This window comes from Citrobacter sp. BIDMC107, assembly GCF_001037575.1.
Taxonomy (GTDB): Bacteria; Pseudomonadota; Gammaproteobacteria; order Enterobacterales; family Enterobacteriaceae; genus Citrobacter; species Citrobacter freundii.
Window position 1 is genome coordinate 4,345,353 of sequence record NZ_KQ089848.1, and the last position, 26,708, is coordinate 4,372,060.

The 26,708-nt window shown below is 50.5% G+C and carries 27 protein-coding genes and 2 pseudogenes; 10 read left to right on the top strand and 19 right to left on the bottom strand.

The annotated features are described in order from the left end of the window. The first annotated feature begins 76 nt into the window (after window positions 1-76). Together yoeI and plaP are read left to right on the top strand one after the other, a co-directional pair. Window positions 77-139, top strand: coding sequence for a membrane protein YoeI (gene yoeI, locus SK39_RS27905; protein WP_099045591.1), 63 nt, complete (start codon window positions 77-79; stop codon window positions 137-139). Further along, the gene (gene plaP / locus SK39_RS20085) at window positions 129-1,490 is read left to right on the top strand and encodes a putrescine/proton symporter PlaP (protein ID WP_003030167.1); all 1,362 of its coding nucleotides are present in this window, start codon (window positions 129-131) and stop codon (window positions 1,488-1,490) included. Before yoeI ends, plaP begins: the two co-directional genes overlap by 11 nt. A gap of 59 nt (window positions 1,491-1,549) precedes the next feature. On the opposite strand, the gene sbcB is transcribed toward plaP, so the two are convergent. Further along, window positions 1,550-2,974: an exodeoxyribonuclease I gene (sbcB, locus tag SK39_RS20090; protein ID WP_047715910.1), complete on the bottom strand. Its 1,425-nt coding sequence runs from the start codon at window positions 2,972-2,974 to the stop codon at window positions 1,550-1,552. Between the two features lie 490 nt (window positions 2,975-3,464). Continuing rightward, entirely contained in the window at window positions 3,465-4,526 is a 1,062-nt protein-coding gene (locus SK39_RS20095) for a hypothetical protein (RefSeq protein ID WP_044701556.1), read from the bottom strand. A gap of 904 nt (window positions 4,527-5,430) precedes the next feature. On the opposite strand from SK39_RS20095, the pseudogene SK39_RS26275 reads away from it, so the two are divergent. After that, window positions 5,431-5,847, top strand: a pseudogene (locus SK39_RS26275) (molybdopterin-dependent oxidoreductase); the annotation flags it as partial. An 18-nt stretch (window positions 5,848-5,865) separates the two neighbouring features. Here SK39_RS26275 and SK39_RS26915 read toward each other — a convergent pair. Further along, a protein-coding gene (locus SK39_RS26915; RefSeq protein ID WP_129622533.1) for an IS3 family transposase occupies window positions 5,866-6,977 on the bottom strand; the annotation gives its coding sequence in 2 pieces (ribosomal slippage) (window positions 5,866-6,716 and window positions 6,716-6,977; 1,113 coding nt in all). An 81-nt stretch (window positions 6,978-7,058) separates the two neighbouring features. Here SK39_RS26915 and phsA point away from each other — a divergent pair. From phsA to SK39_RS20145, 7 genes and pseudogenes are all read left to right on the top strand, one after another. Then, window positions 7,059-8,915: pseudogene (phsA, locus tag SK39_RS20115) on the top strand (thiosulfate reductase PhsA); the annotation flags it as partial. 14 nt (window positions 8,916-8,929) lie between these two features. Next, the gene (phsB, locus tag SK39_RS20120; RefSeq protein WP_003838976.1) at window positions 8,930-9,508 is read left to right on the top strand and encodes a thiosulfate reductase electron transport protein PhsB; all 579 of its coding nucleotides are present in this window, start codon (window positions 8,930-8,932) and stop codon (window positions 9,506-9,508) included. Continuing rightward, the gene (gene phsC, locus SK39_RS20125) at window positions 9,505-10,272 is read left to right on the top strand and encodes a thiosulfate reductase cytochrome B subunit (RefSeq protein ID WP_032936754.1); all 768 of its coding nucleotides are present in this window, start codon (window positions 9,505-9,507) and stop codon (window positions 10,270-10,272) included. Before phsB ends, phsC begins: the two co-directional genes overlap by 4 nt. Before the next feature lie 139 nt (window positions 10,273-10,411). Beyond that, a complete protein-coding gene (dacD, locus tag SK39_RS20130) occupies window positions 10,412-11,584 on the top strand; it encodes a serine-type D-Ala-D-Ala carboxypeptidase DacD (RefSeq protein ID WP_032936755.1) in 1,173 nt (390 codons plus the stop codon). Window positions 11,585-11,707: 123 nt separating this feature from the next. Beyond that, the gene (sbmC, locus tag SK39_RS20135) at window positions 11,708-12,175 is read left to right on the top strand and encodes a DNA gyrase inhibitor SbmC (RefSeq protein WP_003838984.1); all 468 of its coding nucleotides are present in this window, start codon (window positions 11,708-11,710) and stop codon (window positions 12,173-12,175) included. Between the two features lie 107 nt (window positions 12,176-12,282). Continuing rightward, window positions 12,283-13,341, top strand: coding sequence for an FUSC family protein (locus SK39_RS20140; RefSeq protein ID WP_003030186.1), 1,059 nt, complete (start codon window positions 12,283-12,285; stop codon window positions 13,339-13,341). A gap of 238 nt (window positions 13,342-13,579) precedes the next feature. Then, window positions 13,580-13,915 carry a DUF496 family protein gene (locus tag SK39_RS20145; protein ID WP_003030187.1) on the top strand — a complete coding sequence of 112 codons (336 nt, stop codon included), beginning with the start codon at window positions 13,580-13,582 and terminating at the stop codon, window positions 13,913-13,915. Between the two features lie 40 nt (window positions 13,916-13,955). On the opposite strand, the gene SK39_RS20150 is transcribed toward SK39_RS20145, so the two are convergent. From SK39_RS20150 to SK39_RS20225, 16 genes are all read right to left on the bottom strand, one after another. Beyond that, the gene (locus tag SK39_RS20150; RefSeq protein WP_048217356.1) at window positions 13,956-14,822 is read right to left on the bottom strand and encodes a GHMP family kinase ATP-binding protein; all 867 of its coding nucleotides are present in this window, start codon (window positions 14,820-14,822) and stop codon (window positions 13,956-13,958) included. 92 nt (window positions 14,823-14,914) lie between these two features. Then, window positions 14,915-16,129, bottom strand: a complete 1,215-nt coding sequence (locus SK39_RS20155) for an acetate/propionate family kinase (protein WP_003030191.1) — start codon at window positions 16,127-16,129, stop codon at window positions 14,915-14,917. After that, window positions 16,114-16,566, bottom strand: coding sequence for a propanediol utilization protein PduV (gene pduV / locus SK39_RS20160; protein WP_003030195.1), 453 nt, complete (start codon window positions 16,564-16,566; stop codon window positions 16,114-16,116). Before pduV ends, SK39_RS20155 begins: the two co-directional genes overlap by 16 nt. A 4-nt stretch (window positions 16,567-16,570) precedes the next feature. After that, window positions 16,571-16,921 (bottom strand): propanediol utilization microcompartment protein PduU, encoded by a 351-nt coding sequence (pduU, locus tag SK39_RS20165; protein ID WP_003030198.1) that lies wholly within the window; start codon window positions 16,919-16,921, stop codon window positions 16,571-16,573. Further along, the gene (pduT, locus tag SK39_RS20170; RefSeq protein WP_003030201.1) at window positions 16,921-17,475 is read right to left on the bottom strand and encodes a propanediol utilization microcompartment protein PduT; all 555 of its coding nucleotides are present in this window, start codon (window positions 17,473-17,475) and stop codon (window positions 16,921-16,923) included. The genes pduU and pduT overlap by 1 nt, the downstream gene beginning before the upstream one ends. 2 nt (window positions 17,476-17,477) lie before the next feature. Next, the gene (pduS, locus tag SK39_RS20175; RefSeq protein ID WP_048217357.1) at window positions 17,478-18,833 is read right to left on the bottom strand and encodes a cobalamin reductase PduS; all 1,356 of its coding nucleotides are present in this window, start codon (window positions 18,831-18,833) and stop codon (window positions 17,478-17,480) included. Next, complete coding sequence (locus tag SK39_RS20180) at window positions 18,830-19,942, bottom strand: 1-propanol dehydrogenase PduQ (protein ID WP_032936759.1); 1,113 nt, start codon at window positions 19,940-19,942, stop codon at window positions 18,830-18,832. Before SK39_RS20180 ends, pduS begins: the two co-directional genes overlap by 4 nt. A gap of 10 nt (window positions 19,943-19,952) precedes the next feature. Further along, window positions 19,953-21,338: a CoA-acylating propionaldehyde dehydrogenase PduP gene (gene pduP / locus SK39_RS20185; protein ID WP_048217358.1), complete on the bottom strand. Its 1,386-nt coding sequence runs from the start codon at window positions 21,336-21,338 to the stop codon at window positions 19,953-19,955. Continuing rightward, complete coding sequence (pduO, locus tag SK39_RS20190) at window positions 21,335-22,342, bottom strand: two-domain cob(I)yrinic acid a,c-diamide adenosyltransferase PduO (RefSeq protein ID WP_032936761.1); 1,008 nt, start codon at window positions 22,340-22,342, stop codon at window positions 21,335-21,337. Before pduO ends, pduP begins: the two co-directional genes overlap by 4 nt. Before the next feature lie 8 nt (window positions 22,343-22,350). Next, the gene (locus SK39_RS20195) at window positions 22,351-22,626 is read right to left on the bottom strand and encodes a EutN/CcmL family microcompartment protein (RefSeq protein WP_003030211.1); all 276 of its coding nucleotides are present in this window, start codon (window positions 22,624-22,626) and stop codon (window positions 22,351-22,353) included. Between the two features lie 3 nt (window positions 22,627-22,629). Continuing rightward, window positions 22,630-23,121: a microcompartment protein PduM gene (gene pduM / locus SK39_RS20200; protein WP_032936762.1), complete on the bottom strand. Its 492-nt coding sequence runs from the start codon at window positions 23,119-23,121 to the stop codon at window positions 22,630-22,632. Beyond that, on the bottom strand, window positions 23,118-23,750 hold the full coding sequence (locus SK39_RS20205) for a phosphate propanoyltransferase (RefSeq protein WP_003839005.1): 633 nt from the start codon (window positions 23,748-23,750) through the stop codon (window positions 23,118-23,120). The genes pduM and SK39_RS20205 overlap by 4 nt, the downstream gene beginning before the upstream one ends. After that, on the bottom strand, window positions 23,750-24,214 hold the full coding sequence (locus SK39_RS20210; protein ID WP_003839007.1) for a BMC domain-containing protein: 465 nt from the start codon (window positions 24,212-24,214) through the stop codon (window positions 23,750-23,752). The genes SK39_RS20205 and SK39_RS20210 overlap by 1 nt, the downstream gene beginning before the upstream one ends. A gap of 24 nt (window positions 24,215-24,238) precedes the next feature. Next, complete coding sequence (pduJ, locus tag SK39_RS20215; RefSeq protein ID WP_001057752.1) at window positions 24,239-24,514, bottom strand: propanediol utilization microcompartment protein PduJ; 276 nt, start codon at window positions 24,512-24,514, stop codon at window positions 24,239-24,241. Between the two features lie 19 nt (window positions 24,515-24,533). After that, complete coding sequence (locus tag SK39_RS20220; protein ID WP_003844243.1) at window positions 24,534-24,884, bottom strand: glycerol dehydratase reactivase beta/small subunit family protein; 351 nt, start codon at window positions 24,882-24,884, stop codon at window positions 24,534-24,536. Beyond that, a complete protein-coding gene (locus SK39_RS20225; RefSeq protein WP_003839013.1) occupies window positions 24,874-26,706 on the bottom strand; it encodes a diol dehydratase reactivase subunit alpha in 1,833 nt (610 codons plus the stop codon). The genes SK39_RS20220 and SK39_RS20225 overlap by 11 nt, the downstream gene beginning before the upstream one ends. Window positions 26,707-26,708 lie beyond the last annotated feature (2 nt).

Sequence of the window (26,708 nt, forward strand, 5' to 3'; positions counted from 1 at the left end):
AAAAGAGGCCGGGCTTCGTACCGGATAGATACTTACTTAAAAATCGACAGTTGTTGTCGCTGAGGATTAACAAAAAATGGGGCAATTTTTTGCTTACGCGACGGTTTTCGCCGTAATGGGGGATAACCATGTCGCATAACGCTACTCCAAACACCTCTCGCGTGGAATTACGTAAAACGCTTACGCTGGTTCCGGTTGTCATGATGGGCCTTGCCTATATGCAGCCGATGACGCTGTTCGATACATTCGGTATCGTATCAGGAATGACCGATGGTCACGTCCCGACAGCTTACGCCTTTGCACTGATCGCCATCCTTTTTACCGCACTGAGCTACGGTAAACTGGTACGCCGCTATCCGTCTGCAGGCTCTGCCTACACTTACGCCCAGAAATCCATTAGCCCGACAGTTGGCTTTATGGTGGGTTGGTCATCGCTGCTGGACTACCTGTTCGCCCCGATGATCAACATTCTGTTGGCGAAAATTTATTTTGAAGCGCTGGTGCCCTCGATTCCATCGTGGATGTTCGTGGTGGCGCTGGTGGCCTTTATGACCGCCTTCAACCTTCGGAGCCTCAAATCCGTTGCGAATTTCAACACCGTGATCGTGTTGTTGCAGGTGGTGCTGATTGCGGTGATCCTCGGCATGGTCGTTTATGGCGTGTTCGAAGGGGAAGGTGCCGGTACGCTGGCGAGCAGTCGCCCATTCTGGTCCGGTGATGCGCACGTGATCCCGATGATCACCGGCGCGACCATCCTGTGCTTCTCGTTCACCGGTTTTGACGGTATCAGCAACCTGTCAGAAGAAACCAAAGACGCTGAGCGCGTGATCCCGCGTGCGATTTTCCTGACTGCGCTGATTGGTGGCCTGATCTTTATCGTCTCCACCTATCTGTTGCAGTTGTACTTCCCGGATATTTCGCGCTTTAAGGATCCAGATGCTTCGCAGCCGGAAATCATGCTGTATGTTGCCGGCAAGTTCTTCCAGGTCGGCGCGCTGATTTTCTCTACCATTACCGTACTGGCGTCCGGTATGGCGGCGCATGCAGGCGTTGCGCGTCTGATGTACGTGATGGGTCGTGACGGCGTATTCCCGAAAAGCTTCTTCGGTTATGTACACCCGAAATGGCGTACTCCGTCCATGAACATCATTCTGGTTGGGGCGATTGCTCTGTTGGCAATCAACTTCGACCTGGTGATGGCGACGGCGCTGATTAACTTTGGTGCGCTGGTGGCATTTACCTTCGTTAACCTGTCGGTAATCTCCCAGTTCTGGATCCGTGAGAAGCGTAACAAGACGCTGAAAGATCACTTCCAGTACCTGTTCCTGCCAATGTGCGGTGCGCTGACCGTTGGCGCGCTGTGGGTGAACCTGGAAGAAAGCTCAATGGTTCTGGGCCTGATCTGGGCGGGTATCGGTCTGATCTACCTTGCTTGCGTGACCAAAAGCTTCCGCAACCCGGTCCCACAGTACGACGAAGATATCGCGTAATAACTGCATTTAGCTGAAAAAAAACGGAGACATGTTCTCCGTTTTTTTATACGTGGGATTTATACAATCTCTTCGGCATACTGCCAGAGTGATTTCAGCAGCATCAACTTTTCTTTGTTATCCGCATATTGCTGGCTCAATAGCTGCAATTCATTGGCGTAATTTTGCAAAAACTCCGGTGTGAATACCTGGCGACGATGGTCCAGCCAGCGCTGCTGTTCAGCTTCGTCCAGCGTTCCCGGGAAGTTACGTGCACGGTAATTAAACAACAGTTTTTCAATGCGCTTATCGACAAAGGAGATATCCAGCGCAGGTAAATTGCGTGGTTCAGTTTCCAGAACGATTTTCATCGCCGCACGGTCAGCATCGCTGAAAAAGCCGTTGTACAGTTGGGCATCCACGTTATCTGATGGTGTAAAGGGTTCCGCATCGGCAAAGATCGCGACCACTTTGTCGCGTATCTGCGGGTTTTCGCGCAGAACTTTAAGATTATCCAGACAATGCTGGCGGTTAATGCCAAGACGGTCGGCGTCTTCCGGACGCAGGGTATTCGCCTGTGCCAGTACCGGGCATTTGTTGATGTGCACCAATTTAACCGGTACGGCCGGGTTATCACCCAGATCCGCTTTAGACGTGTAGAGCCGCTCGCGCAGGGCGTCGCTGTCGAGTTCGAGCAGCGGCGAAATATCACCAGCTAAGTCGACCATAATAACTGCGTTACGATTCTCCGGATGCCACGCCAATGGCGCCACCCAACTGGTGTTACCGCGCCATGCGCCGAACATACCAGAGACATGGACCAGCGGTTTCATTTGCGGGACATCAACCAGTGCGGCCAGCTTGTGCTTATTACGATGGCTGTAGAGATAATCAAACAGACGCGGCTGACGTGACTTCACTAATTGCGCCATTGCGATCGTGGCGTATACGTCCGCCATCGCATCGTGAGCATTGGCATGCTCAATACCATTAGCTTTGGTCAAATGCTCCAGGCGGAAGCTGGGTAAGCCGTCGTCGTTTTCCGGCCAGTTAATGCCTTCAGGGCGCAGGGCATAGCAGGCGCGCATCACATCCAGCAGATCCCAGCGCGAATTATCGTTCTGCCAACTCCAGGCATAGGGATCGTAGAAATTGCGATACAGGATGTTGCGCGTCACCTCATCATCGAAGCGCACGTTGTTATAGCCCAGGATACAGGTTTTCGGCACGGTGAACAGGGCGTGGATACGCGCAGCAAAAGCGGCTTCATTCTCTCCCTTTTCACGTGCTTCCTGCGGTGTGATACCCGTAATCAACACCGCCTCAGGCTTCGGCAGATAATCGTCCGCGGGTTTGCAATAAAAGACTTCTGGTTCACCGATGATGTTGAAATCATTATCTGTGCGGATAGCCGCAAATTGCGCGGGTCTGTCCAGCGCCGGATGGGTACCAAAGGTCTCGTAATCGTGGAAGAGAAAACCAGGACAGTTGGAGGTATCTGACATTTCTTTATTACACCTGTATTGGAATTTATTGCCAACATGAAAACCATGTCCTACGGGCTTGGCCATCTGCTGGTTTTGGCTCTGCCTTATTGCCTTGGGATTAAAATCTTACTGGACTGACAGATATTTCTTTTTAAGGGTTTTGGTACGCCGCTTTTGGAGTGTACCAATGCGCCTTCTATGAAGGCGGGTTTTTAATAATAGAACTCAATATACTAGTGTTTTATCCTAGTGCTATCTACTTTTTCCTAAGATAAAACGAATGTAGTCCAATTAGTTGGTGTTACATATAGGATGAAAAACCAGTTTTGTTACGTCTGTAAGTTTCTCTTAGTCTTCGATACAGTCGAATCAAATTTTACTTCCAGTTTGTTAAGACTGCCGAGGTCTGAGGTTTTCTGTTAGTTTACTGAATGATCTATGACTCCCGAACTGTAATGGCTTATATTTTAAACAAAAATGTAACAACACTTTATGCGCAAATACAAAATTAAGTAAGCTCTGTTTTTTTATTTGTGTTGATAAACATGAGTGAGATAAATAGGATTGTTACTGGTATTTCAGCTCTGGCCATCACAGCTTCAGTAACTCCATAGCACATGAGTGAAAATAAAATCGTTAATGCAAATTTATTTTTATTATTAATTACAGCTTTGATTAGGAGGGCTGTTAGGATTAGTATATATGATATACCAAATGCAGAGAGTAGTATGAGATATGAACTATCTAGTGCATAATCTGGAAGCTGAGTTCCGAAAATATAATCCCATGAATTAAGTTCACGTAAAAAATCATGGTAATAAGTTAAGCGCCCGCTCAAAATAAAGTCGATGTTGCTACCGCTTTTTGAAGATAAATAAATAGTGGAAACCAATGCAGCTAAAGGAATAAATGGGATTAACCTAATGGCAATTTGTTTGAATGTATTTATATAGCAAAGCATAAAGAAAAAAATAGCCATTACCATTGCATATCCAGGCGTCCTGGAGTCAGCTATCCATGGAATTACAAAACAAAATGCCATAACTATGTATGAAACAATGCGATATTTATTTTTTATATTTTTTTTAAGAAAGCCAAGGGTTGCGAATAGTGTCATAAAACAGGAAAATGATATGAATCCCGGATAGTTTGCTGACCAGAAACCTAAATTATTCCTGTACCTTCCTGACTCAGCTATATAAACAATGTCAGGATGAATTAATCCATTAATGACAAAGGCACAAAAAACAAGCGAAAACATTAGAGTTGAATAGAAAATGCATTTAACCAGGTTTTTATCTCCAAGTTTCTTCATTAAAAATATAAGCCACACAGTAAATAATATATTTATACATGTAAAGTTATGGCTTGTGATGAAGAAAATCACTATAAAGATAGATGATAAAAGTAAATAAATGCTGCATTTAAAATCTTTGAAATATAAAGCAAAAATAAGAACGCCGACCGCCGTTCTGACATACAGTGCAATTGTTTCCGGTATCAATAGCAATCCTGTAGCCAGAAGAGATGTAATTTGCATAAGAAACAGAATGGCTGTGATTTTTTTCATTACAGACCTTGTTTTATTGTATTATTTTAAACACAAAACCAATTGTAAGTATGGCTACATATCTTATAAAAGGTGATTCTTTTTTTGTCTTTCTTGATGAATACTGATAATATCCATAAAAAAACAAAGTCCCTATATAGGATGAGTCGTCCAATTGATGATATGGTGATTTCATTGAACATTTTCTCTCCGGTTATGAAAGATTCTTTAGAATATATCGTAATTGCTGCGTGTAGTCAATATCATAAGTAGTGTTGATCTTTATGAATACGATCACGACTAAAAAATAGTGTAATTTAGATAAATTTAAAGACTCAATCTTATGATGATCTTGACTCTGCCAATCTTATCACTCGTTTGATTGTGTCATGATAACTTTGTTAAAGAGTACTGAGGCGATTACCTATTGTTCTTATAGAAATACATCTTATCATTTTTAACTTCTCATTATTCTGGCTTTTATTTGAATTGTCTGATTGTGTTTTATATTAAGATAAGCTGTATGTTATGTTTTTTAGTAAAATAATATCAGTCCTTGTCTATGTTGAAAATAGCATAAGGAATGCTGTCAGTTGATGTGTTCATTGATAAATATTAACGGGGGTAAATTATCATTAGAACTGATTTATCATTTTTAATGAATGACAAAGATTAAGATAGAAGCAGTGATGCAATTATCGATTCTGATGCAATAGATATTTAATTGATTGAGAATTATTATTATTGTTGTTGCTACTTTGCGCCCGATTCGTGGTGTTCTGGAAACTTTAAAGTCTTTTATAAACAAAGAGTTTTTATTTGTGTCAATTCGCTGTCATGCATTGTAATGAAATGTGATTGATGTAAAAAATAAATATTCTAAACGCCATATAATCATTGGATATATCTAATAACAGGAGGTTATATGAGCATTAGTCGGCGTAATTTTTTGCGAGGAGTGGGTATAGGCTGTTCAGCCTGTGCGATAGGCAGTTTTCCGCCAGGCGCACTGGCACGAAATTCTCCTGAGAGTATCAAAGGGAAGACATCCCTGACGCCAAGTTTGTGTGAAATGTGTTCTTATCGTTGCCCGATACAGGCGCAGGTAATTAATAACAAAACGGTTTTTATTCAAGGGAACCCTAATGCGCCTCAACAAGGCACGCGTGTCTGCGCTCGTGGCGGCAGCGGCGTTAGCCTGGTCAACGACCCTCATCGCATTGTTAAACCCATGAAACGCACAGGACCTCGCGGGAGCGGAGAATGGCAGGTTATTAGCTGGGAACAAGCGTATAAAGAAATTGCCGAAAAAATGACGGCAATTAAAACGCAGCATGGTCCTCATGTAAATAGACCCGTTTTAGATCCATGCATTTTTTGAGATCCCGGCCAAATGATTGTGTTGCCGATATTCCTCCGGCGTCATATTGTTCAGTGATTCATGAGGGCGTTCGCAGTTATATTCTGACACCCATCTTTCCGTGATTTCCCGCACTTCATTCAGCGTTCTGAACAGATAAAAATCGAGTATTTCTGTACGGTATGTTCGGTTAAAGCGCTCAATAAAAGCGTTCTGCGTCGGCTTACCCGGCTGGATAAACTCCAGTTTTACTGCATGTTTCTCTGCCCATTCAGCCAGTGCCAGTGAGATAAATTCCGGACCGTTATCCATACGTAGCATGACCGGATAGCCGCGATTGGCCGCAATCCTGTCGAGTACACGGACCACGCGCAGAGCTGGCAGATTCAGATCGATTTCAATCGACAACGCCTCACGGTTAAAGTCATCAACGACATTGAACGTGCGAAAACGACGGCCACAGACCAGGGCATCATGCATAAAATCGACAGACCAGCTCTGGTTCAGTGTTTCCGGCGTGGCCAGTGGCGAAGGATTACGCACCGGCAACCGCTGTTTGCCCTTTCGGCGAAAATTCAGCTTCAGCAGACAATAAATACGATGGATCCTTTTGTGATTCCACGGGTGTCCCTGCCGCCGCAACACCTGGAAAAGTTTTGGAAAACCGTATCGTGGGTATCGCTCTGCCACTGCCTGTAACGCGACAATAACGGGTTCGTCACGCGTGGGATCCGGGCGGTAATGGTAAACCGTTCTGCTCAGGTTCAGACTCCGGCAGGCCTGACGGATACTGAGTCCGAATGTCGTTATCAGATGAGTGACCAGCTCACGCTTAAAGGCTGGTTTTAAAGCTTTTTTTCGATAACGTCTTTCAGCGCTCGGTTCTCAAGGCTCAGGTCGGCAAACATCTGTTTGAGACGTCGGTTCTCGTCCTCAAGATCTTTGATCTTTCTAATATCAGAAGCCTCCATGCCGCCGTATCTGGACTTCCAGTTGTAGTAGGTGGCTTCAGAAATACCGGCCTCCCGGCAGACATCTTTAACAGTTCGTCCGGTTTCAACCGACTTAATCACAGCGATAATCTGATGCTCAGTAAAACGGGCTTTACGCATAGCGATCTCCTTCGTTGGCAGATTGATTATGCCGGATGATCTCTAAATGTGAATGGCACGATTATGCGGGCTACTTACACTCAGGGCGTCGTCTTTTCTTCTAAATCCGGTTCGCTTTCAGGGCATTTATTTCAACTGGCGACGGCTTTCGGATCGCCAAACACCTTTACGCACGCGTCGACATGCCCGGCCGGAAAATCGATTGCCGCCAAAGTGATGATGGGCGGCGATTTGGCCATGGATATCGCCAATACCCGTTATATGGTCTCTTTTGGTCACAACCTTTATGAAGGAATTGAGGTTGCCGAAACGCATGAACTGATGATGGCGCAGGAAAAGGGCGCAAAAATGGTCAGCTTCGACCCTCGTCTGTCCGTCTTCTCCAGCAAGGCGGATGAATGGCATGCGCTCAAACCGGGCGGCGACTTGCCGGTGTTGATGGCCATGTGTCACGTCATGATCAATGAAAAATTGTATGACGCGGACTTCGTTGCGCGCTACACCACAGGGTTTGACCAACTGGCAGAAGCAGTACAAGAGACCACGCCGGAATGGGCGCAAAAGCAAGCTGATGTGCCTGCTGATGTCATTGTTCGGGTCACCCGAGAAATGGCCGCCTGCGCGCCTCATGCTATCGTCAGCCCGGGCCATCGTGCGACGTTCTCGCAAGAAGAAATTGATATGCGGCGCATGATTTTTACCCTCAATGTGCTGCTTGGTAATATTGAGCGTGAAGGCGGTTTATACCAGAAAAAAGCGGCGGCAACTTATAATAAGCTGGCCGGAGAGAAGGTCGCTCCGGTGCTGGCAAAACCCGATGTCAAATTACCCAAGCCAACGGCGCAGCGTATCGATCTGGTAGCCCCGCAGTTTAAGTACATCGCGGCGGGCGGTGGTGTGGTGCAAAGCATCATTGATGCTGTGTTAAACCAGACGCCTTATCCGGTGAAGGGATGGATTATGTCCCGACACAACCCTTTCCAAACCGTTACATGTCGACCGGATCTGGTCAAAACCGTTGAACAGCTCGACCTTGTGGTCAGTTGTGATGTCTATCTTAGCGAAAGCGCGGCGTATGCCGACTACCTTTTGCCTGAATGTACTTACCTTGAGCGCGATGAAGAAGTTTCAGACATGTCGGGTCTGAATCCAGCCTATGCCCTGCGCCAGCAGGTAGTAGAACCTATTGGTGATGCGCGTCCAAGCTGGCAAATCTGGAAAGAGCTGGCCGTGCAGTTAGGCCTTGGGCAATTCTACCCATGGCAGGATATGCAAACGCGTCAGTTATACCAGCTTAATGGCGATCATGCGCTGTCTGCTGAACTGCGTGAGAAAGGGTATCGGGAGTGGGGTGTTCCGTTACTGCTGCGTGAACCTGAAGCGGTGCGTCAGTTTGTGGAACGCTATCCGGGCGCGGTGGCGGTTGACAGCGACGGTACCTATGGCGAGCAACTGCGCTTTAAATCCCCTTCAGGAAAAATAGAGCTTTATTCTGAAGAGCTGGAGACGCTCCTGCCTGGCTACGGTATTCCGCGCGCGCGCAATTTTGCGCTCAAAGGCGATAGTGAGCTCTATTTTATCCAGGGAAAAGTGGCGGTTCATACCAACGGTGCGACGCAATACGTGCCACTGCTTAGCGAGTTGATGTGGGACAACGCGGTGTGGATCCACCCGCAAACGGCCCGTGAAAAAGGCATCAAAAGCGGCGATGACATCTGGCTGGAAAACGCGACCGGCAAGGAAAAAGGCAAAGCGCTGGTCACCGCCGGAATTCGGCCCGATACGCTGTTTGTTTATATGGGGTTTGGCGCCAAGGCGGGAGCCAAAACCGCAGCGACAACGCACGGTATCCATTGCGGTAATTTGCTTCCGCATGTTACCAGTCCGGTTTCCGGTACAGTGGTGCACACCGCTGGCGTTACGCTTCGTCGGGCATGAGAAAGGAGAACATCATGAATCAAGCAACAAACCCTTATGTCATGCTGCATGACGAGAAACGCTGTATCGGCTGTCAGGCATGTACGGTTGCCTGCAAAGTTTTGAATGACGTGCCAGAGGGATTTAGCCGTCTACAGGTGCAGATCCGTTCACCCGAACATGAACCCGAGGTGCTATCCCACTTCCAGTTTGTTCGCGTTTCCTGTCAGCATTGTGAAGATGCGCCGTGTGTCAGCGTTTGTCCGACCGGTGCGTCATTTCGCGACGAAAATGGCATTGTGCAAGTGGATAAGTCTCGCTGTATTGGCTGTGACTATTGCGTTGCCGCTTGTCCGTTCCACGTCCGTTATCTCAATCCGCAAACGGGAATTGCCGACAAATGTAACTTTTGCGCAGATACCCGGCTGGAGACTGGACAATCGCCCGCCTGCGTTTCCGTTTGCCCGACGGATGCGCTGAAATTTGGTCGTCGTGACGACCCGGAAATTCAGCACTGGATAAATCAAAAAGAGGTTTATCGCCAGCAGGATACGCGTAGCGGCCCGGTGAGTGTTTATCGGCGTAAAGAGATCCATCAGGAGGGTAAAGCATGAATTCTATCTGGGGAGCAGAGCTTAACTATGCGCCGGACTACTGGCCGCTGTGGCTCATTTATGCAGGCGTTGTTATTGTGCTGATGATTGCGGGCCTGGTTATACACGCGCTGTTACGTCGGATGCTGTCACCCAAAACAGCTACTGGAGAAGAACATCGGGATTACCTCTATTCGCTGGCAGTTCGCCGCTGGCACTGGGGTAATGCGCTGCTTTTTATCCTGCTTCTGCTGAGTGGCCTGTTTGGGCACTTCTCTGTCGGACCGGTGGCATTGATGGTGCAGGTACATACCTGGTGCGGTTTCGCCCTGTTGGCCTTCTGGGTTGGTTTTGTGCTAATCAACGCAACCAGCGGCAACGGTTGTCATTATCGGGTGAAGCTTAACGGGTTGATATCACGCTGCTTGTTGCAAACGCGCTTTTATCTGTATGGCATCATGAAAGGTGAGCCGCACCCGTTTGCAGCAACGGCAGAGAGTAAATTTAACCCGCTACAACAGTTGGCTTATCTGGCCATCATGTATGCGCTGGTTCCGCTGTTGATCATTACCGGGTTGTTATGTCTCTACCCGCAGGTAATAGGGGCAGGGCCTGTGATGCTGGTGCTGCATATGGTGTTGGCGATTGTCGGCTTACTGTTCATCTGTGCACATATTTACCTGTGCACGCTGGGTGACACACCGGGGCAAATTTTCCGCAGCATGATAGATGGCTATCATCGTCATCGCAGCCATCACGCAGAGACAGCACCGCGCAAAGGCTAATGCCCGCCGCGGTTGATATCTGAAAACCTTTCCTTACAGCAAGAAAATGTGCCTTATGTCACATTTTCTTGCAATTTATCCATGTTTGTTCGCCAGAACTTCCGTAAAAAGAACGGCTATTTTTCCATTTCCTGAGGACATGCTGTTGAAACGCCGTTTGTTTATTGCCGCTTCACTCTTTGCGATGAGTTTTTCGCCCGCGTACGCGACCGAGGTCGTAAGCTTTTCCCCACAGCCACCTGCGATTAATGCCGGAGCGTGGGTATTAATGGATTACACCACGGGCCAAATCCTGACAGCCGGAAATGAACACCAGCAGCGCAACCCTGCCAGCCTGACCAAGCTGATGACTGGTTATGTTGTCGATCGCGCAATCGACAGCAAGCGTATTAGTCCGACAGATATTGTCACCGTTGGGCGCGACGCCTGGGCGAAAGATAATCCGGTATTCGTCGGTTCATCCTTAATGTTCCTGAAAGAAGGGGATCGCGTTTCTGTGCGCGACCTGAGTCGCGGGTTAATTGTTGATTCCGGTAATGATGCCTGTGTGGCGCTGGCGGATTACATCGCCGGAGGGCAGCCACAGTTTGTCGCGATGATGAACAACTATGTGCAAAAGCTGAACCTGCGTGACACGCATTTTGAAACGGTACATGGTCTGGATGCGCCAGGTCAGCATAGCTCAGCTTACGATCTGGCCGTGCTGTCGCGAGCTATCATCCATGGAGAGCCGGATTTCTACCATATGTACAGTGAAAAAAGCCTTACCTGGAACGGAATCACGCAGCAAAACCGTAACGGTTTGTTGTGGGATAAAACCATGAACGTCGACGGTCTGAAGACTGGGCATACCTCCGGCGCTGGATTCAACCTGATTGCTTCTGCTGTTGATGGGCAGCGCCGCCTGATTGCGGTTGTGATGGGGGCGGAGAGTGCGAAAGGACGTGAAGACCAGGCGAGAAAATTGCTGCAATGGGGACAAAAGAACTTCGATACCGTGCAGGTTTTACGTAGCGGTAAGCAGGTCGGTATTGAACGGATCTGGTATGGCGATAAAGAAAAAATTAGCCTTGGCACAGAGCAGGATTTCTGGATGGCCCTGCCTAAAGCCGAAGTCGCGAATATCAAGGCAAAATATGTTCTTGATAAGAAAGAACTGGTCGCCCCCATCGCTGCCCATCAACGTGTGGGGGAAATTGAACTCTACGATCGGGATAAACTGGTGGCGCACTGGCCTCTGGTTACGCTGGAGTCTGTCAACGAAGGTGGCGTCTTCTCGCGTCTGAGCGATTACTTCCGCCATAAGGCGTAGTTTTTCCTGATGTGCCTGACTGGCAAGAGTGCGAATCTGCTCACATAATAATCACTGATTCCTTGTGGCCGTCATACCTAAAAATTACACTGTATATAAATACAGTGTAATAACGGAGGTTATATGGAGTACGAGATAAAGCAGGTCGAGAAACGCATAATTGCCGGTTTCCATATGGTTGGACCGTGGGAACAAACGGTAAAGCAAGGTTTCGAACAGTTAATGATGTGGGTCGACGGTAAGCAGATCGTACCGCTGGAATGGATAGCCGTTTATTACGACAATCCTGACGTTGTTCCGGCGGAAAAACTGCGTTGTGATACCGTGGTGTCTGTGCCTGAAGGTTTTGAGATCCCGGAAAACAGTGAAGGGGTGATCCAGACCGAGCTGGCAGGTGGCGACTATGCTATAGCCGTTGCGCGCGTTGAAAATCATGACTTCGCGACGCCGTGGTATCAGTTTTTTGAGCGCCTGATGCAGGATTCGACGTATGCGATAGCCGCTAAACCCTGTTTTGAAGTTTATCTGAACAACGGCATGGAGGACGGTTACTGGGACATTGAAATGTACGTGCCGGTACAGTTGAAGTAACTGTTTTTGGTGCAAATCAGGATGAATGTCCTGGTCATCAGGATGATGTTTTCACCGTAAAAACAGGTACAATTCGCTTTTTTGCTATTCCCTGACGGAGTGCATGAGTGCGTGCAGATAAGTCGCTGAGTCCTTTTGAAATTCGTTTGTATCGTCATTATCGTGTGGTGCATGGCATTCGCATTGCGCTGGCGTTTCTTCTTACTTTTCTGTTGGTACGCCTGTTAAACATTCCCGAAGGTACATGGCCTCTGATCACGCTAGTGGTGATTATGGGGCCAATTTCTTTTTGGGGTAACGTTGTTCCCAGAGCGTTTGAGCGTATAGGCGGAACGATCCTGGGCTCGGTGCTTGGATTGATTGCCCTGCGTCTGGAACTCTTTTCGCTTCCGCTAATGCTGATCTGGTGCGCGGTGGCGATGTTTCTCTGTGGCTGGTTGGCATTGGGTAAAAGGCCGTATCAGGCGCTGCTGATTGGCATTACGCTTGCCGTGGTCGTGGGGGCGCCTGCCGGAGATATGAATACCGCGTTATGGCGCGGTGGCGATGTTATTTTGGGTTCGTTACTGGCGATGTTGTTTACCGGCATCTGGCCGCAGCGGGCATTTATACACTGGCGTATCCAATTGGCACATTGTGTGACGGGATATAATCGGGTGTATCAGGCCGCGCTATCCCCTAATTTGCTTGAGCAACCGCGGCTTGAGAAGCATTTACAGCAGCTCTTAAGCGACGTTGTCAAAATGCGCGGGCTCATCGTTCCCGCCAGTAAAGAAACCCGTATTCAAAAATCCATTTTTGAGGCTATTCAAACGGTTAACCGCAATCTGGTCTGCATGCTTGAGCTGCAAATTAATGCACTTTGGGCCAGCCGCACCAGCCACTTTGTCATGCTGAATGCGCAAACTTTGCGTGAAACTCAGCTCAGGACGCAGCAGGCGCTACTGACCATAACCCACGCCTTGTACGAAGGGAATCCGCAGCCGGTGCTTGCCAATACGGAAAAGCTCAATGACACCGTGGCGGAGTTACGTCAGCTCATTGCTGAGCATAAAGGCGATTATGTCGCAGAAACGCCCATTCACGGCTACGTTTGGTTGAACATGGAAATGGCGCGACAGCTGGAGTTGCTCTCACATTTAATCTGTCGCGCGCTGCGCAAATAAAGAGCAGATGAGGCGATAGGTTCTACTGCTGCTTCGATTCAGCAAAGATTAGAGGTATGATACTGAAAAAGGCTAAAACCATTGGTAACTGCAATGGCTTTACCCTCGATAATTCAGGTTTCAACCATGCATTGTCGATGCAGATGCAACTTGAAGTATGGCGGGCATGAAAGTAATGTTGACCCACTTTAGCCGTTGTTTTAACGAATCCGAATCTCACATTATCAGGGGTGTAAAAATGGAAACTACCAAGCCTTCTTTCCAGGACGTGCTGGAATTTGTTCGTCTGTTCCGTCGTAAAAACAAACTGCAACGTGAAATTCAGGACGTTGAGAAAAAGATCCGTGACAACCAGAAACGCGTTCTGCTGTTGGACAACCTGAGCGACTACATCAAGCCTGGAATGAGCGTGGAAGCGATTCAGGGCATTATCGCCAGCATGAAAAGCGATTATGAAGATCGTGTTGATGATTACATCATCAAAAACGCTGAGATCTCTAAAGAGCGCCGCGACATCTCTAAAAAGCTGAAAGCGATGGGCGAAGTGAAAAACGCCGATGCGAAAGCTGAGTAACGATTTTATGCTCGTTTGGGTCGCTGCTTAGCGGCGGCCCTTATTGCAGTTCGACCCCGCCAGTTACCATCCGCAACAAATGTTGTTCCGGCCAGTGCAATGTTAATTTTTTCTGTGTCAGCATCCATTTTATGTAGTCCACATCATGACGCCTTCTGTCGAGCATCAGACCGACGACGCTGCCGCTGTGCGCGACGTTGACGCCATATAAATCACATTCTTCTACCAGTGCTAATAGTGAATCAAAATCTGGTTTAGGTAACAGCAACTGGCTGGCGATCGCGCTCAGCGTGGCGGCTTCGCCCATCCGATAAGGGTTTTGACTGATACAGGCTTCCTGTAACTTTTCCCATGCGCGTTTCAGAGCTGGGGCGCCCGCCAGTAGCCCTGACTGACGTGGAGTACGGTGATAATCAGCAGTAAGCAAGGTTTCCGGACTTTCGAGAACCAGCAGATCGACTTGAGGCTGGGATTCACAGGCAATTTGCGTGGAGGCGTCGTTATGATCGAACAGCGTAAGCTGGCGGAAAACGGTGCTGTCGGTAGGTTCCAGCGAAACGCAAAGCTGCGCCAGAGTGGATTCGTCTAGCTGATGCCCCAGATACTGTGCCGTGGCGATTGCCGTGGCGGCGATATCCGCTGTGCTGCTGGCCATCCCTTTAGCGACAGGAATGGTTGACTGGACATCTATTCGGATATCCTGACTCATGTGTGCCGGGTATTGCCAGTGCAGCAATAACCTCTCAACCATTGCCCGCGAAAGTGGACGTTCATCTGTCAGCGGTGAACCTGAAGTGACCTCAACGGTGCTATACCATTCAACCGGGCAGGAGACCAATTTCTCACTGCCCAGAATCCAGCCCTGGATAAGTTCTCCGCACGATGCGGGACATTGCGCAACAGCCACGTCTTCACCTATGTGATCAGCAATCCTCGGCGCATAGTGTCATGGCGATCGCGCTATTACCATGATTTGCCGCAATTTGCGGTGCGGCAGTATTATGCAGGAATGCCCAATGTCACAGTTTCAGATATCGCTAAACGCATAACGTCTTGCGCAATCATTAGCTCTTCATTGGTATTAATCACTGCTACTTTGACCATCGCATTTTCCGTTTGAATGAAGGTGGCATTACGCTGATTTTTTTCCTCATCAACGGCCAGACCCAGGAAATTCAGGTTACGGCAAATCGCAGCGCGCGCCCGTGCGGAGTTTTCGCCAATACCACCGGTAAACACCAGGGCATCCAGACCGCCCATCTGCATAATATAGCTACCAATGGTGGCACGAATGCGCTCAGCAAAAAGCGTCAACGCCAGCGCAGCTTGGTGATTGCCCGTATCTGCGGCATGTTCAACGTCGCGGTAGTCAGGTGAGATGCCAGAAACACCGAGCAATCCGGACTCATTGTTGAGCAATTGGTTGAGCTGCTGGGGTGTTTTGCCTTCTCGCAGGGCTATCCAGGGCAAAATGGATGGATCAATATCGCCACTTCGCGTGCCCATCATCACGCCAGACTGTGGTGTAAAGCCCATTGACGTATTCACCGATTGTCCGCCTTTGATCGCGCAGATGCTGCTGCCGTTGCCCAGATGACAACAAACAACGCGCAGGGCGCTGAGTGGCACACCCAGTTTTTCAGCAAGCTGTGAGCTAACGTATTTGTGGCTGGTACCATGAAAACCGTAACGACGAATACCCAACTCGACATAGTAACGCCAGGGCAGGGGATAGATGAAAGAAGGCTCATCAAGCGTTTGATGAAACGCGGTGTCGAACACCGCAACGGCTGGCGTTTTGGGCAATAGCTGGCGGAATACCGCGATCCCCAACGCATTTACCGGGTTATGCAGAGGGGCCAGTTCCGCTAGGCGCTCGATTTCTGCCAGCGTTTCATCAGTTACCAGCGCGGAGTCTTTAAAGGATTCCCCGCCGTGTGCGACGCGGTGGCCAACGCCGTCGATCTCTTCCAGACTGCTGATAATGTGGTGGTTGAGCAGTTTTTCCAGAAGCAACGTTACGGCTTCACGGTGATCTGCTACAGGCAAAGTCTCCTGCCATTTCTGCGCTGGTGTTTTTAGGGTGACCTGTGCATCAGACAAACCGATACGTTCTATCAACCCCTGGCAGATCATTTCACCCTGCGGCATCGCCAGTAGTTGAAACTTAAGCGAGGAACTACCTGCATTAATGGCCATTATTTTGTGAGACATGAAGGTTCCTTTGCATTCAGAAAAATGAACATCTCATCGACCCCGGTATTCTCCAGCGCGCTGGTGACAAATACTTTTTGCGCGCCAGCCTGAACTAACCAGCTCTCCACAAGTGAAATACGCTGCGGGTTGGCTAAATCGGCTTTGGTAACGAGGCCAATAACGGGTCGGTTCATTGGTCCGGTAAAACCGGGAGAAAATGGTGACCACGGCGCGTCAGCATTGAGTACCAGCGCAATAATGTCCGCTTCACAGGCGCTGGCCAGCAGCGCACTGTACAGGCAGCGGTTCTCAAGATATTCACCCGGTGTGTCTATTGTCGTAGGAGACCAGACTATGGCCTGGGTCTTCTGATAGTGGAGCACCTCTCCGCGCATGCACTGCGTGAGCGACGTTTTACCGCACTGGCTGGGACCAATTAGCATGATACGTTTCATGAGATTACGTCCGGGTGATGGGACACGCGGTAAAACGCATCATTTCGCCCAGCGTTCGGGTTACCTGTTTCAGCGCGTACTCAACGGCTGAAACATCGCCCGTCAGTACCACCGCGCCGGTAAACCGGTCGAGAAAACCAATCTCTACCGCCCCTGATTTCGTGGCGATATCACAGGCGATGATTGAGGCTTCGCTAGGGGTAATGGTCAGAATACCGATCGCAGAAACCGAATCAGGTAATCCCAGTTTCTTGAACAAATCCTTACCGGGATTGGCGATAAGGTGCGCCAACGTGACCTGTTTGCCAGGAACATATTCCTGAATCATACGATCCGTGGTGGGTTGTCTTTCCATTATCCTTCCACCATTTGTCGCCACATGCTTTCGTGTGGACGGGGGATGACCGAGCGGTAAACCAGCAGGCCTTTTTCACCCGCACTTTCACTGGCAACCGTCACCGCGTTATTCACATCGGATACATCGCCAGCTACGACCATGTAACACTTGCCGCCAATACCAAATGCCATATGGACGCGGACCAGCGTGACGTTGGAGGCTTTAACCGCCCTGTCGGCGGCGCAGATGCAGGCAGCAACGCTCCATGTTTCGACAATACCAACTGCCTGACGCTTATCTACGCTGTTTAGTCCGCTGATTGCGGGGAGTACGCTGGCATGAATGTTGGGGAGTACCAGACTATCAACGAGCATATCGCCAGCAAGAGATGTTCCAGTGGCGATCGCCTGTTGTACGGCACCTACGTCACCACCGAGCATAAGTAGAAATTTTCCCGGGCAGATGGTCTTGCTGACCAGTAAATTCACATTCGCGCTTTTTAACATGGCATCGCCAGCTTCCATTCCTTTGGCAATGCTGGTGAGTTCTAAAATCCCTATAGCCTGAGACATGTTTAACCTCTTATTACCGTGATGGATTGCTCAGTGATTTCGCTGACAATACCGTCAATACTGGCGTGAACAGGCGCGCCTAATGCACCGGACGGCACATCGGCAACGCATTGACCGCGAACAACGCGTTCGCCTTGTTCTACACATGGGATGGCGCTGGCACCTATATGCTGGCGTAACAACAGCGTCGTTTTGTCTGTGGAGTAGTCAGTCTCAGCCAGTGGCGCATCGTGATACCAGTCGCTAAGGCCCAGTTTGGTAATAAGGCGCTTAACCGGGATCAGCCGGTACTTCGCCATTTCATCCTCAGGATTTAGCGGCCCTTCATAACGATGGTTGAGCGCCCGCAGCTCGCGTTTAAGCATGCGGTTGATTCGCATCGGCGAAATCCCAACCGGACAGGCAACGCTTTCACACACATTGCATTCTGAGCAGGTCAGGGCCGTGAGCAGCAATTGCGGCGTGGCTGCCTGCTGATAATTAACCGCACGAACCAGCAGATGCGGGGATAATTCATGACCGATCAAATGCCTTGGGCACAAATCCGTACACAAACGGCACTGCTCGCAAACGGTTTTTGCAACGGAAAGCACGGTACGTTCATCCTGCATCCGCCGCTGAATCAACGCATGAGATTTAGGCAAAACCAGCAGGCCCCCGGTGGTCTTGCTGACTGGGGTATCCAGTGAAGTAATCAGGCCGCCCATCATCGGACCACCGTTAATAAAGCCGGGATCGTCAACGGTTGCACCCCCGGCCAGCGCCAGAACGTCACGTAAAGACATGCCGACAGGGACTGTGAGTGTGATTGGTCTGGCGACAGCGCCGTTAACGGTCAAGGTACGACGCGTAACGGGGTACTGCTGCTCAACTGCTCTCGCGATATTGAGCACGGTCTGGACGTTATTGACCACTACCCCGACGCTGACCGGCAGCGCGGCAGGCGGAACTCTCCGGCCTGTTGCCATCCAGATGCTCAGAACCTCGTCACCTGCCGGGTAGACATCGGGCAAAATATGTAAGCGGATCCCGGCAGGTAGAAGGGGTGTTAATGCATTGATAGCCTCTTGGTATTTCTCTTTGAGCGCAATAATTCCGGAACTGGCTCCGGTAGCCGTCATGGCATATTGAACGCCGTGGATAAGTCGCTCAGCCTGGACGGCCATCAACTGCTGGTCAACTTTCAGCATTGGCTCACATTCAGCCGCATTGACCAGAAAAGTATCGACCTGCGCTTGTAATTTTACGTGAGCAGGAAAGCCTGCGCCTCCGGCTCCGACAACACCCGCTGCGCGAACGCGTTCGCGAATTGTCTGCGCATCATAGAGCGTGGACTCTGCCGTCATGGCTGTCTTCATAATAATTCCTCAAGCAGTTCCTGCATGGCACTGGCGTCGGCAACACGAGGATTGGTTTGCAGCGTGACATCAGCCAGCGCGGCCTGAACCATCACCGGGATACGTTGCGACCAGGCTTGCTTTCCGTCTTTAAGCGCGTCAACTAAAGAAGGCAACGCACACTGTTTTTTGAGTAGCTCGATATGATGAATGAGCGCATTCAATGCCGTTGTATCGTTCGCGTTATCCGGGCATAAATGGCAGGCTTTAGCGAAACGGGCATAGCGCTTCGCAGCCCGCGGATCGCGAGCATTAAAATGAATGACATGGGTCAGCAGCAGCGCATTGGCAAGTCCGTGTGGCAGATGAAACTGACCGCCCAACTGATGGGCAATCGCATGATTGATCCCCAGTCCAGCCTGACTAAATGCCATTCCCGCGAGCGTTGACGCATTGTGCATTTTCCCTCTGGTTGCCAGACATTCGCCTTTGCTGACGGCGACAGGCAGGTACTGGAAGACGATTTGAGCCGCTTTTTCAGCTAGTGCATCGGTGAAGTCGCTGGCCTTCGTGGATACGTATGCCTCCAGTGCATGCGTTAATACGTCCATGCCGGTATTCGCGGTTATGGCTGGCGGTACGCTGACGACCAGCGTTGGATCAAGGATGGCCATGTCTGGATAAAGCGCATTATTAAACAATGGATATTTAATGCCTTTATCCGGATCGCTAATCACGCAGGCGCTGGTTACCTCGGAGCCCGTACCGCTGGTAGTGGGAATTGCGACACAGGTTTCAATTTCAATACCGAACTGTCGGCTGAACCAGACGATGGCCTTTGCGGCGTCCAGTGCTGAGCCGCCACCAAAACCCATCACGACGTCCGGCCGCAGGGACTGCATTTGTGCAATCCCTTGAACTACAGTGCCGATGGTGGGATCGGGGGTGATATCGCTGAAAATGCTGATGCGGTTATCCGCTGGCAGAGCGTTGCGCAGCTTTTCAATCAGGGGAGAACGCGCGAGAAAACCATCGCAAATAATCCAGATATGCTTATTCGTGAAGCGCTTGAGCACATCCAGACTTCCCAGGCCGCTGTACAATCGAGTTTGCAGTGAAAAGCTATTCATAACGGCCCCATTAACGAATAGAAAAACCGTTTGTCAGCACGCAACGACGAGAGCGTGCGAAAGTGCGCGCAGATGTTGTTCCTTCACCGGTTGGCGTCGCAATAGTGAAGGTTGTAAAGCCTTCACCACCAACGCCGATCCCGGCGTAAGAGGGGCCATTTTTCACAAAGATGGAGGTCTGAAGCGTGCGCGCGGCAAGGTTCAAACGTGACACATTTTGCGAATGCATAATGGCCGTGTGATGCAATCCCTCTTCAACCTTCAGGGCCAACGTTAATGCACTATCAAAATCGCTTACCGTTACGACGGGGAGCATTGGCATCAGTTGCTCGCTGGTAACCCACGGGTCGTCCGCCTGGACGATGCCTATCAGTAATCGAGGTGGTTTTGCCGGAACTGGTATTCCTGCTGCTTCCAGTAAGGTTGCCGGGCTTTTACCTACCAGTTTTTTATTGGCTATGCCTTCTGGTAGACAGACGGCTCGCAGTTTGTCTACCTCTTCTCTATTGAGAAGCATCGCACCAAAAGACTGCATCTGTTGAACCAGTCGTTCGGCAACGGCATCAACAACAATCAGGCTCTTCTCAGCAATGCAGGGGAGGTTGTAATCAAAGGATGCGCCATTGATGATATCTTCCGCCGCCTTAACCAGGTCGGCCGTTTCATCAACAATGCAGGGTGGATTTCCTGCGCCTGCGCCGATGACTTTTTTCCCGCTTTTCATGCCCATAGCAACAATGCCTGGGCCACCGGTAATCGCCAGAACTGCGATTTTAGGGTGCGCCATCATCTGCTGGGTAGCCTCAAAAGTGGGTTCTGTGACCGTGACGACAAGATTACGAATTCCGCAGCAACGGAAAGCAATATCTTCAATCATGGCAATCAGCTTGAGTGAAATCTTTTTAGCACCCGGATGCGGACTGAAGTAAACGCTATTCCCTGCCGCCAGCATGCTGATGCTGTTGTTAATAATGGTCTCTGTCGGATTAGTACTGGGGGCGACAGAACCAATTACGCCAAACGGTGAATACTCGAATAACACCATGCCGCCATCGCCGGTTAGCGCCGTGGTGGTGAGATCTTCGATACCCGGAGTGTTGTCCAGCGCGGCTTTATTTTTAAGGAACTTATCCTCTTTGTTGCCCATACCCGTTTCGGCAGCGCTCTCAGCGGCCAGTGAAGCAAGATGAGGCGTCAGTTCTTCGCGTAGGGCGTTTATGATGGCGCTGCGGGTTTTCAATGGACATTGCTGGTAACGCAGAAAAGCCTGATGAGCGGCATCGATCGCTTCGCCAACGGACGGAAAAATACCGTTACCCTTAACTTCTGCTTTTGCCGGGGCGAGTTGCTCACTCAAAATGTTACGAATAAGGGTTTCAAGTTCTGAAGTATTCATTGATGTGTTCTCACGTTAATCGCCGCAATGGCCGTTTCTGCAATGTCCATATCCTGTTCAACGCTTCCTCCGCTGATGCCAAGACCCCCGAGGAGTAAACCCTCACGCCATAATGCGTACCCGCCACCGAAGGTGACGACTTTTCCCTGCATATGGCTTTCCAGACCGTAAAGCGCGGCGCCTGGTTGCACTGCTGATGACAGCTCATGCGTGGCGGTTTTCATCGCCACGGCAGTCCATGCTTTTTTCGGTGCCAGTTCGCTACTCACAAGTAATGCGTCAGGCATGCGCCAGGCCACCGTTTGGGTACCGTTCGCATCAACAATACTAATGACGACCGGAACCTGAAGTTCTTCTGCTCTCGTCACCGCAGCGCGAGTGAGTTGGTGGAGCTCCTGAAAAGACAGAGACATAGTCGGCTCCTTTGTGGCTGGTGGTTGAACGGCAGCGAGATAGCGCTCAGCCACTTTCTCAATGATTTCGTTTTGATGGGCGTCATGATCTTCTGCTCGTGCAAGCGCATATAAGCAGTCGGACAGGCGGTTGATATAACGCATCAGTACGTGTCTGACGGAGATCTCGGTGGACAGCTCGACCAGTCGTCTCTCTGCGCGGCGTGCCAGAGTTCGGGCAAAGTGCAGTCGGCTGGCGGCTTCGCTGCGGCCTGGTAAAATAAAGCTGCGCAGGGGCGGTACTCTTCCCATTGCGATATCGATGGCACCTTCCAGTGCCGCAATTTCTTCTGAGCTGATGTAGCGTTGCTCTGGCGTCGGTTCTTCGCTTTCGCTTGCCAGTTCGGCGCTGAACCAAAAAAGTTGCAGCTGGATATTTTCAAGTAACTGCCGGTGCTGAGGGTTTTTCGCCACGCAAACGCACAGGCTAAGCGCCGCATTCAGTTCGTCCAGCGTACCGTAGGCTTCCACGCGCGGATGCGTTTTGCTCACGCGCTGTCCGGTAAATAGGGCTGTGGTTCCGGCATCACCTGTGCGGGTATAAATCGCCATAGTTCCTCCTAACGAGAAAGCGTGTCGACAATGCCGACGATAGCCAGATCGATGGCCTCATTAGGGCCGGAAAAAACGTGTCTGGCGCTGGACCCGCTGCTGAGTAATACCAGTTCGCCGGTCCCCGCGCCGACAGAATCAACAGCGACTTCATCTCCACTCACTGGAGACGCAGGAAGCTCTCCGTCAGCACTTACCCGACGTACCAGCAACAGTTTTTTTCCCACCAGTGATGGAGATTTTTGCGTGGAAACCACAACGCCTGTAACCCGTGCCAGATGCATAGCTCACTCCTGCTTAATTAGTTGGACATTTCGCAGACTGACAGCTTCCTGAGCCAGAGCCGTCACGATACATCGACGGCGTAGCACCAGTACGCCATCCCTCAATTGGGCGACGTCGGCATAGCTGAGAAGCTTCTCAGGATGCAAAAAGATGATTCGCCCCAGTTCGTCACTGAACTCCAGCGGCAGACGCGCGAGTTTTTTCACGGGGATTGCGGGTAACAATCGGTGTTGTAGTGAAATCTTCACGCGGACTCCGCATGCCAGCGCGTCGTGAATCATTACCACCGACATGTTGACTGGGCAGCCTTCGGCAATTTGCTCCAGAAATGGCAGGTCCACTTGCTGGAGATGGAGCGACGAGTACTGGCAGCATACTGTCCGTGAATCGATTTCCCGTAACTGCGCGACGCTAAGAGTGAGCGTGCTTTCCGCGCGTTTTTTTAATCGGGAAACAACCTCCTCGATAATGCGTTGCAGCAGTTCGTTGTTCATCGTGAGGTCACCAGTGTGGCGAATGCCTGGGGATTATCAGCGCCTGCAGCATTGGCTTCGTCTGTATCGATATGCATTTCGAGGCGCATATCCGGCGAAACGCGTACGGCGACGTTATCGAAAATCAGTCGACGTTCATCGCCATTAATGGCGACCGAGACTTTATCACCATGGGAAACTCGCAGAATCAGAGCATCGAGCGGCGACATATGGATATGCCGTTGGGCAACGATCACCCCGGATGCTAAGTCCAGTTCAGCAAATGGGCTGACAAGACGAACACCGGGTGTGCCCTGAATATTGCCCGACATCCGCAGCGGAGCAGCAATTCCCAACGTGCGGGCGTCAGTACGGGAAATTTCGACCTGGCTGGTATTGCGCAGCGGACCGAGTAAACGCACATTTTTTAACTGACCTTTTGGCCCCACCAGCGTGACAGTCTGCTCTGCTGCATATTGCCCTGGCTGCAGCAGCTCTTTTTTCTCACTAATTGGGTGATTGGGAAACAAGCGACCGTAATCTTCAGCGCACAGATGAATATGCCGATTAGAGATCCCCAGCGGAATCGGGCGCTCGCGCATTTCATCCAGAACCTTAGCGACAGTGGTTTCCAGTTGCTGTTTATCCATCACGCTTCACCTCGTTTGCCGGAGTGAAGACAAAGTGTGCGCGGCTCACCTTTTTGGCGAGGGCAGGCAGGATCAAGACACAAATTGCAGCTAATCAATTCTGCATCTTGCGGTGCTTCGGGTGCCGCATGGTCTACAAATATCTCTTCATGCGGTATGGCTGGTATGGGGTCGGGCGTTGGTTCAGGCTCCAGGACAACGCTATGCGACAGGATCCCGTCCCCGGGTCTGGAAATGACTTTGTGAGCCACCAGTCCATCTCGCTGGTCAGCGAAACTGACACCGGTGGAAATGGCTGCCTGGACGGAGGCCACATCCCCGATTATCTTGATCACCGTCCAGCCCGAACCGTTGGTTTTTTCGAGGCCCACCAGCGTGATGGAGGCGGCTTTCGCCATGACGTCCGCGCAACTGATGGCTAATGCCAGACCACTAACTTCAAGTAATCCCAGTGATTGCTTCACGCTGTGCTCCTTGGTTGCAACGACTTATGCGGATTTAGGTAAAATGGCTTCAACGTCGCTGTGCGGACGCGGGATAACGTGGCAGGATTTCACCTCACCAACGGCGCTTGCGGCTGCGCTTCCAGCATCTACGGCTGCTTTCACCGCGCCGACATCACCGCGAACCATAACGGTGATCAGGCCAGAGCCGATTTTTTCGTAACCAACCAACTGCACGTTTGCGGATTTCACCATGGCATCAGCGGCTTCAATAGCGCCGACAAGCCCTTTTGTTTCAACCAGTCCCAGTGCGTTATTCATACTGCTTTTCTCCTGTGGGTTATGAGTGGCATTCCCGGAACGGAATGCCTTTAACCAGCCGCGCAGCGTTGTTACCAATGCTGCGGCGATCGTGGCTATTTTGTTGATACGTCAGCGTAAAAAGCGGTGCTGATGAGGGTAAGTTTTTGTAGTGCACGACCAGTTTTTCACGGCTACAGCCAATACCAACCAGCAATGGTGATTGGCAGGCGGCCAACCATGCGTTGTGGATAACGTCAGTTGAGTCATTCTCCTGAATCACAAAGGGGATCCCTTCTTCTTCAATACCCAGCAGTACGTCATTCCAGACGTCAGCGCAGTCAGCACTGGTGAAGATAACGATGGCTGGCGTGGTGAGATTACTTTCCATGAGCGAATGCCTTATGCCAGGAGAGAATCAGCCCTGTCGCAACCGCATTGCGCGGACCTTCGGTACCACGAATATTGCCGCGCCCGGCAACCAGTCGATAATGCGCCAGAGCATCGGTGACCAGCTGCGGAACTTCAAAATCCAGGGATGAGCCGCCAACCAGTACCACAAAGGGAATATCCCGAATGTTCCCGGTCGGACTCACCTGACGTAGCGCTCTGAGTGCGTTAGTAACGAAAACGCGTTCCTTAGCACTTCGACGAATGGCTCGTACTTTCTCCAGCGCCAGTTCACCCGGCAGTGGCACCAGTTCATCGGGCTTCACTACGCACACGCGCGCAAAAACCGTTGGCGGGAGAGGCGTAGGGAAGAATTGAACGCTGCCGTCTTCGTGGCGAAGATGGAACAAGCTCTCAACTTTCGCCAACGGATACTTTTTAATCTCTTCCGCGAGATAACGGTCATCCAGACCCAGTTCACGGGCAATGATCATCGTGACCATATCGCCTGCACCCGCCAGGTGCGTGGCAATAATTTCGCCCTTAGGATTGATGATAGAAGCGTCGGTTGAACCCGCGCCGAGGTCCAGAATAGCCAGTGGTCGCGTGGTGCCCGGAGTAGTTAAGGCCCCCAGAATGGCAGCTTCGGCTTCGGCCCCGCCAACCTGGACGTCAATGTTGAGCTTTTGCGTGATCTCCTGGGCAATCATCGCCATTTGCAGGCGGTCTGATTTCACCATGGAGGCTATGCCGACAGCCTGTTCCAGCGAGAACTCACCGGCAAGTCCACCCGTCACGCTGACAGGAACCGAGGTATCGACCGCCAGCAGATCCTGAATAAAAATTTCATGACTGGGTTTATTGGTTAATTCAGCCATCGTCTGGCGCACATGCTCCAGCATGCCGCCAATATTGGTGCCAGCTTCTCCAGTAACGTTATCCAGTTTCGGGCATTCACCAACCGCTTTCATAATCGCTTCGGCGCCCGCTGCAACGTCGACCCGTACTGTACGACCCTGAGACTGTAGCTCCAGATTTCCGGCAGGAATCGCTCGCGCTTTCACATCACCTGACGGCGTTTTCACCACCACGGCTGAACGGTTGCCGATCAGCGCCCGTGCCATCGGAACAATGTTTTTAGTCTCATCGGCATTGAGGCCAAAGACAGTTGCAATACCGTAGGGGTTAGAAAGCGTTTCAATAACCTTTCCTGGTACGGCGACCTCAATGGCAGCCAGCATCCCCAACGGGATACGGTCAATATGAAGGACTTCATCGACGATGGGCAGGGGATGAGTCAGACGATTACTGACCAACACACCATCGTCCTGCTGCAAAATAACGCCAGTCAACTGGTATCCGGCACGGACGGAAGCATTAATCATCGTAGCAACATCGGCGAAATCAAATGCCGATGACACCACCAGAATATAGGGCGTATCCGCCGGGCGACTGAGAAGGTCTTCCGGCGTAATAGTGACACCCACGCCTAACCCGACGCCGCCCGGTGTTTTAGGGTTATGGCCGATCATGGTGGATTCAGTGATGATGGTTTCGGTTATTGTTTCCATCGCCACGTCGCCAATGACCGGGGTGGCTTCGTTAATACGGATGAGCGAAATATCGCTGACATTGATACCGGCGTTTTTTGCCGCCAGCGTAAGGGCCTCCTGAATGCCAAACACATTACGTAATGTGCCCTTAATTCCGGTGGTTTCTGCCAGCGCGCTGCCGGTGATGCTCAGCACGCCAGACTCATCCAGAGTAGCCAGAGCGACTTCCGTTGATGAGTTGCCTATGTCAATGCCAGCTATATATCGCATGA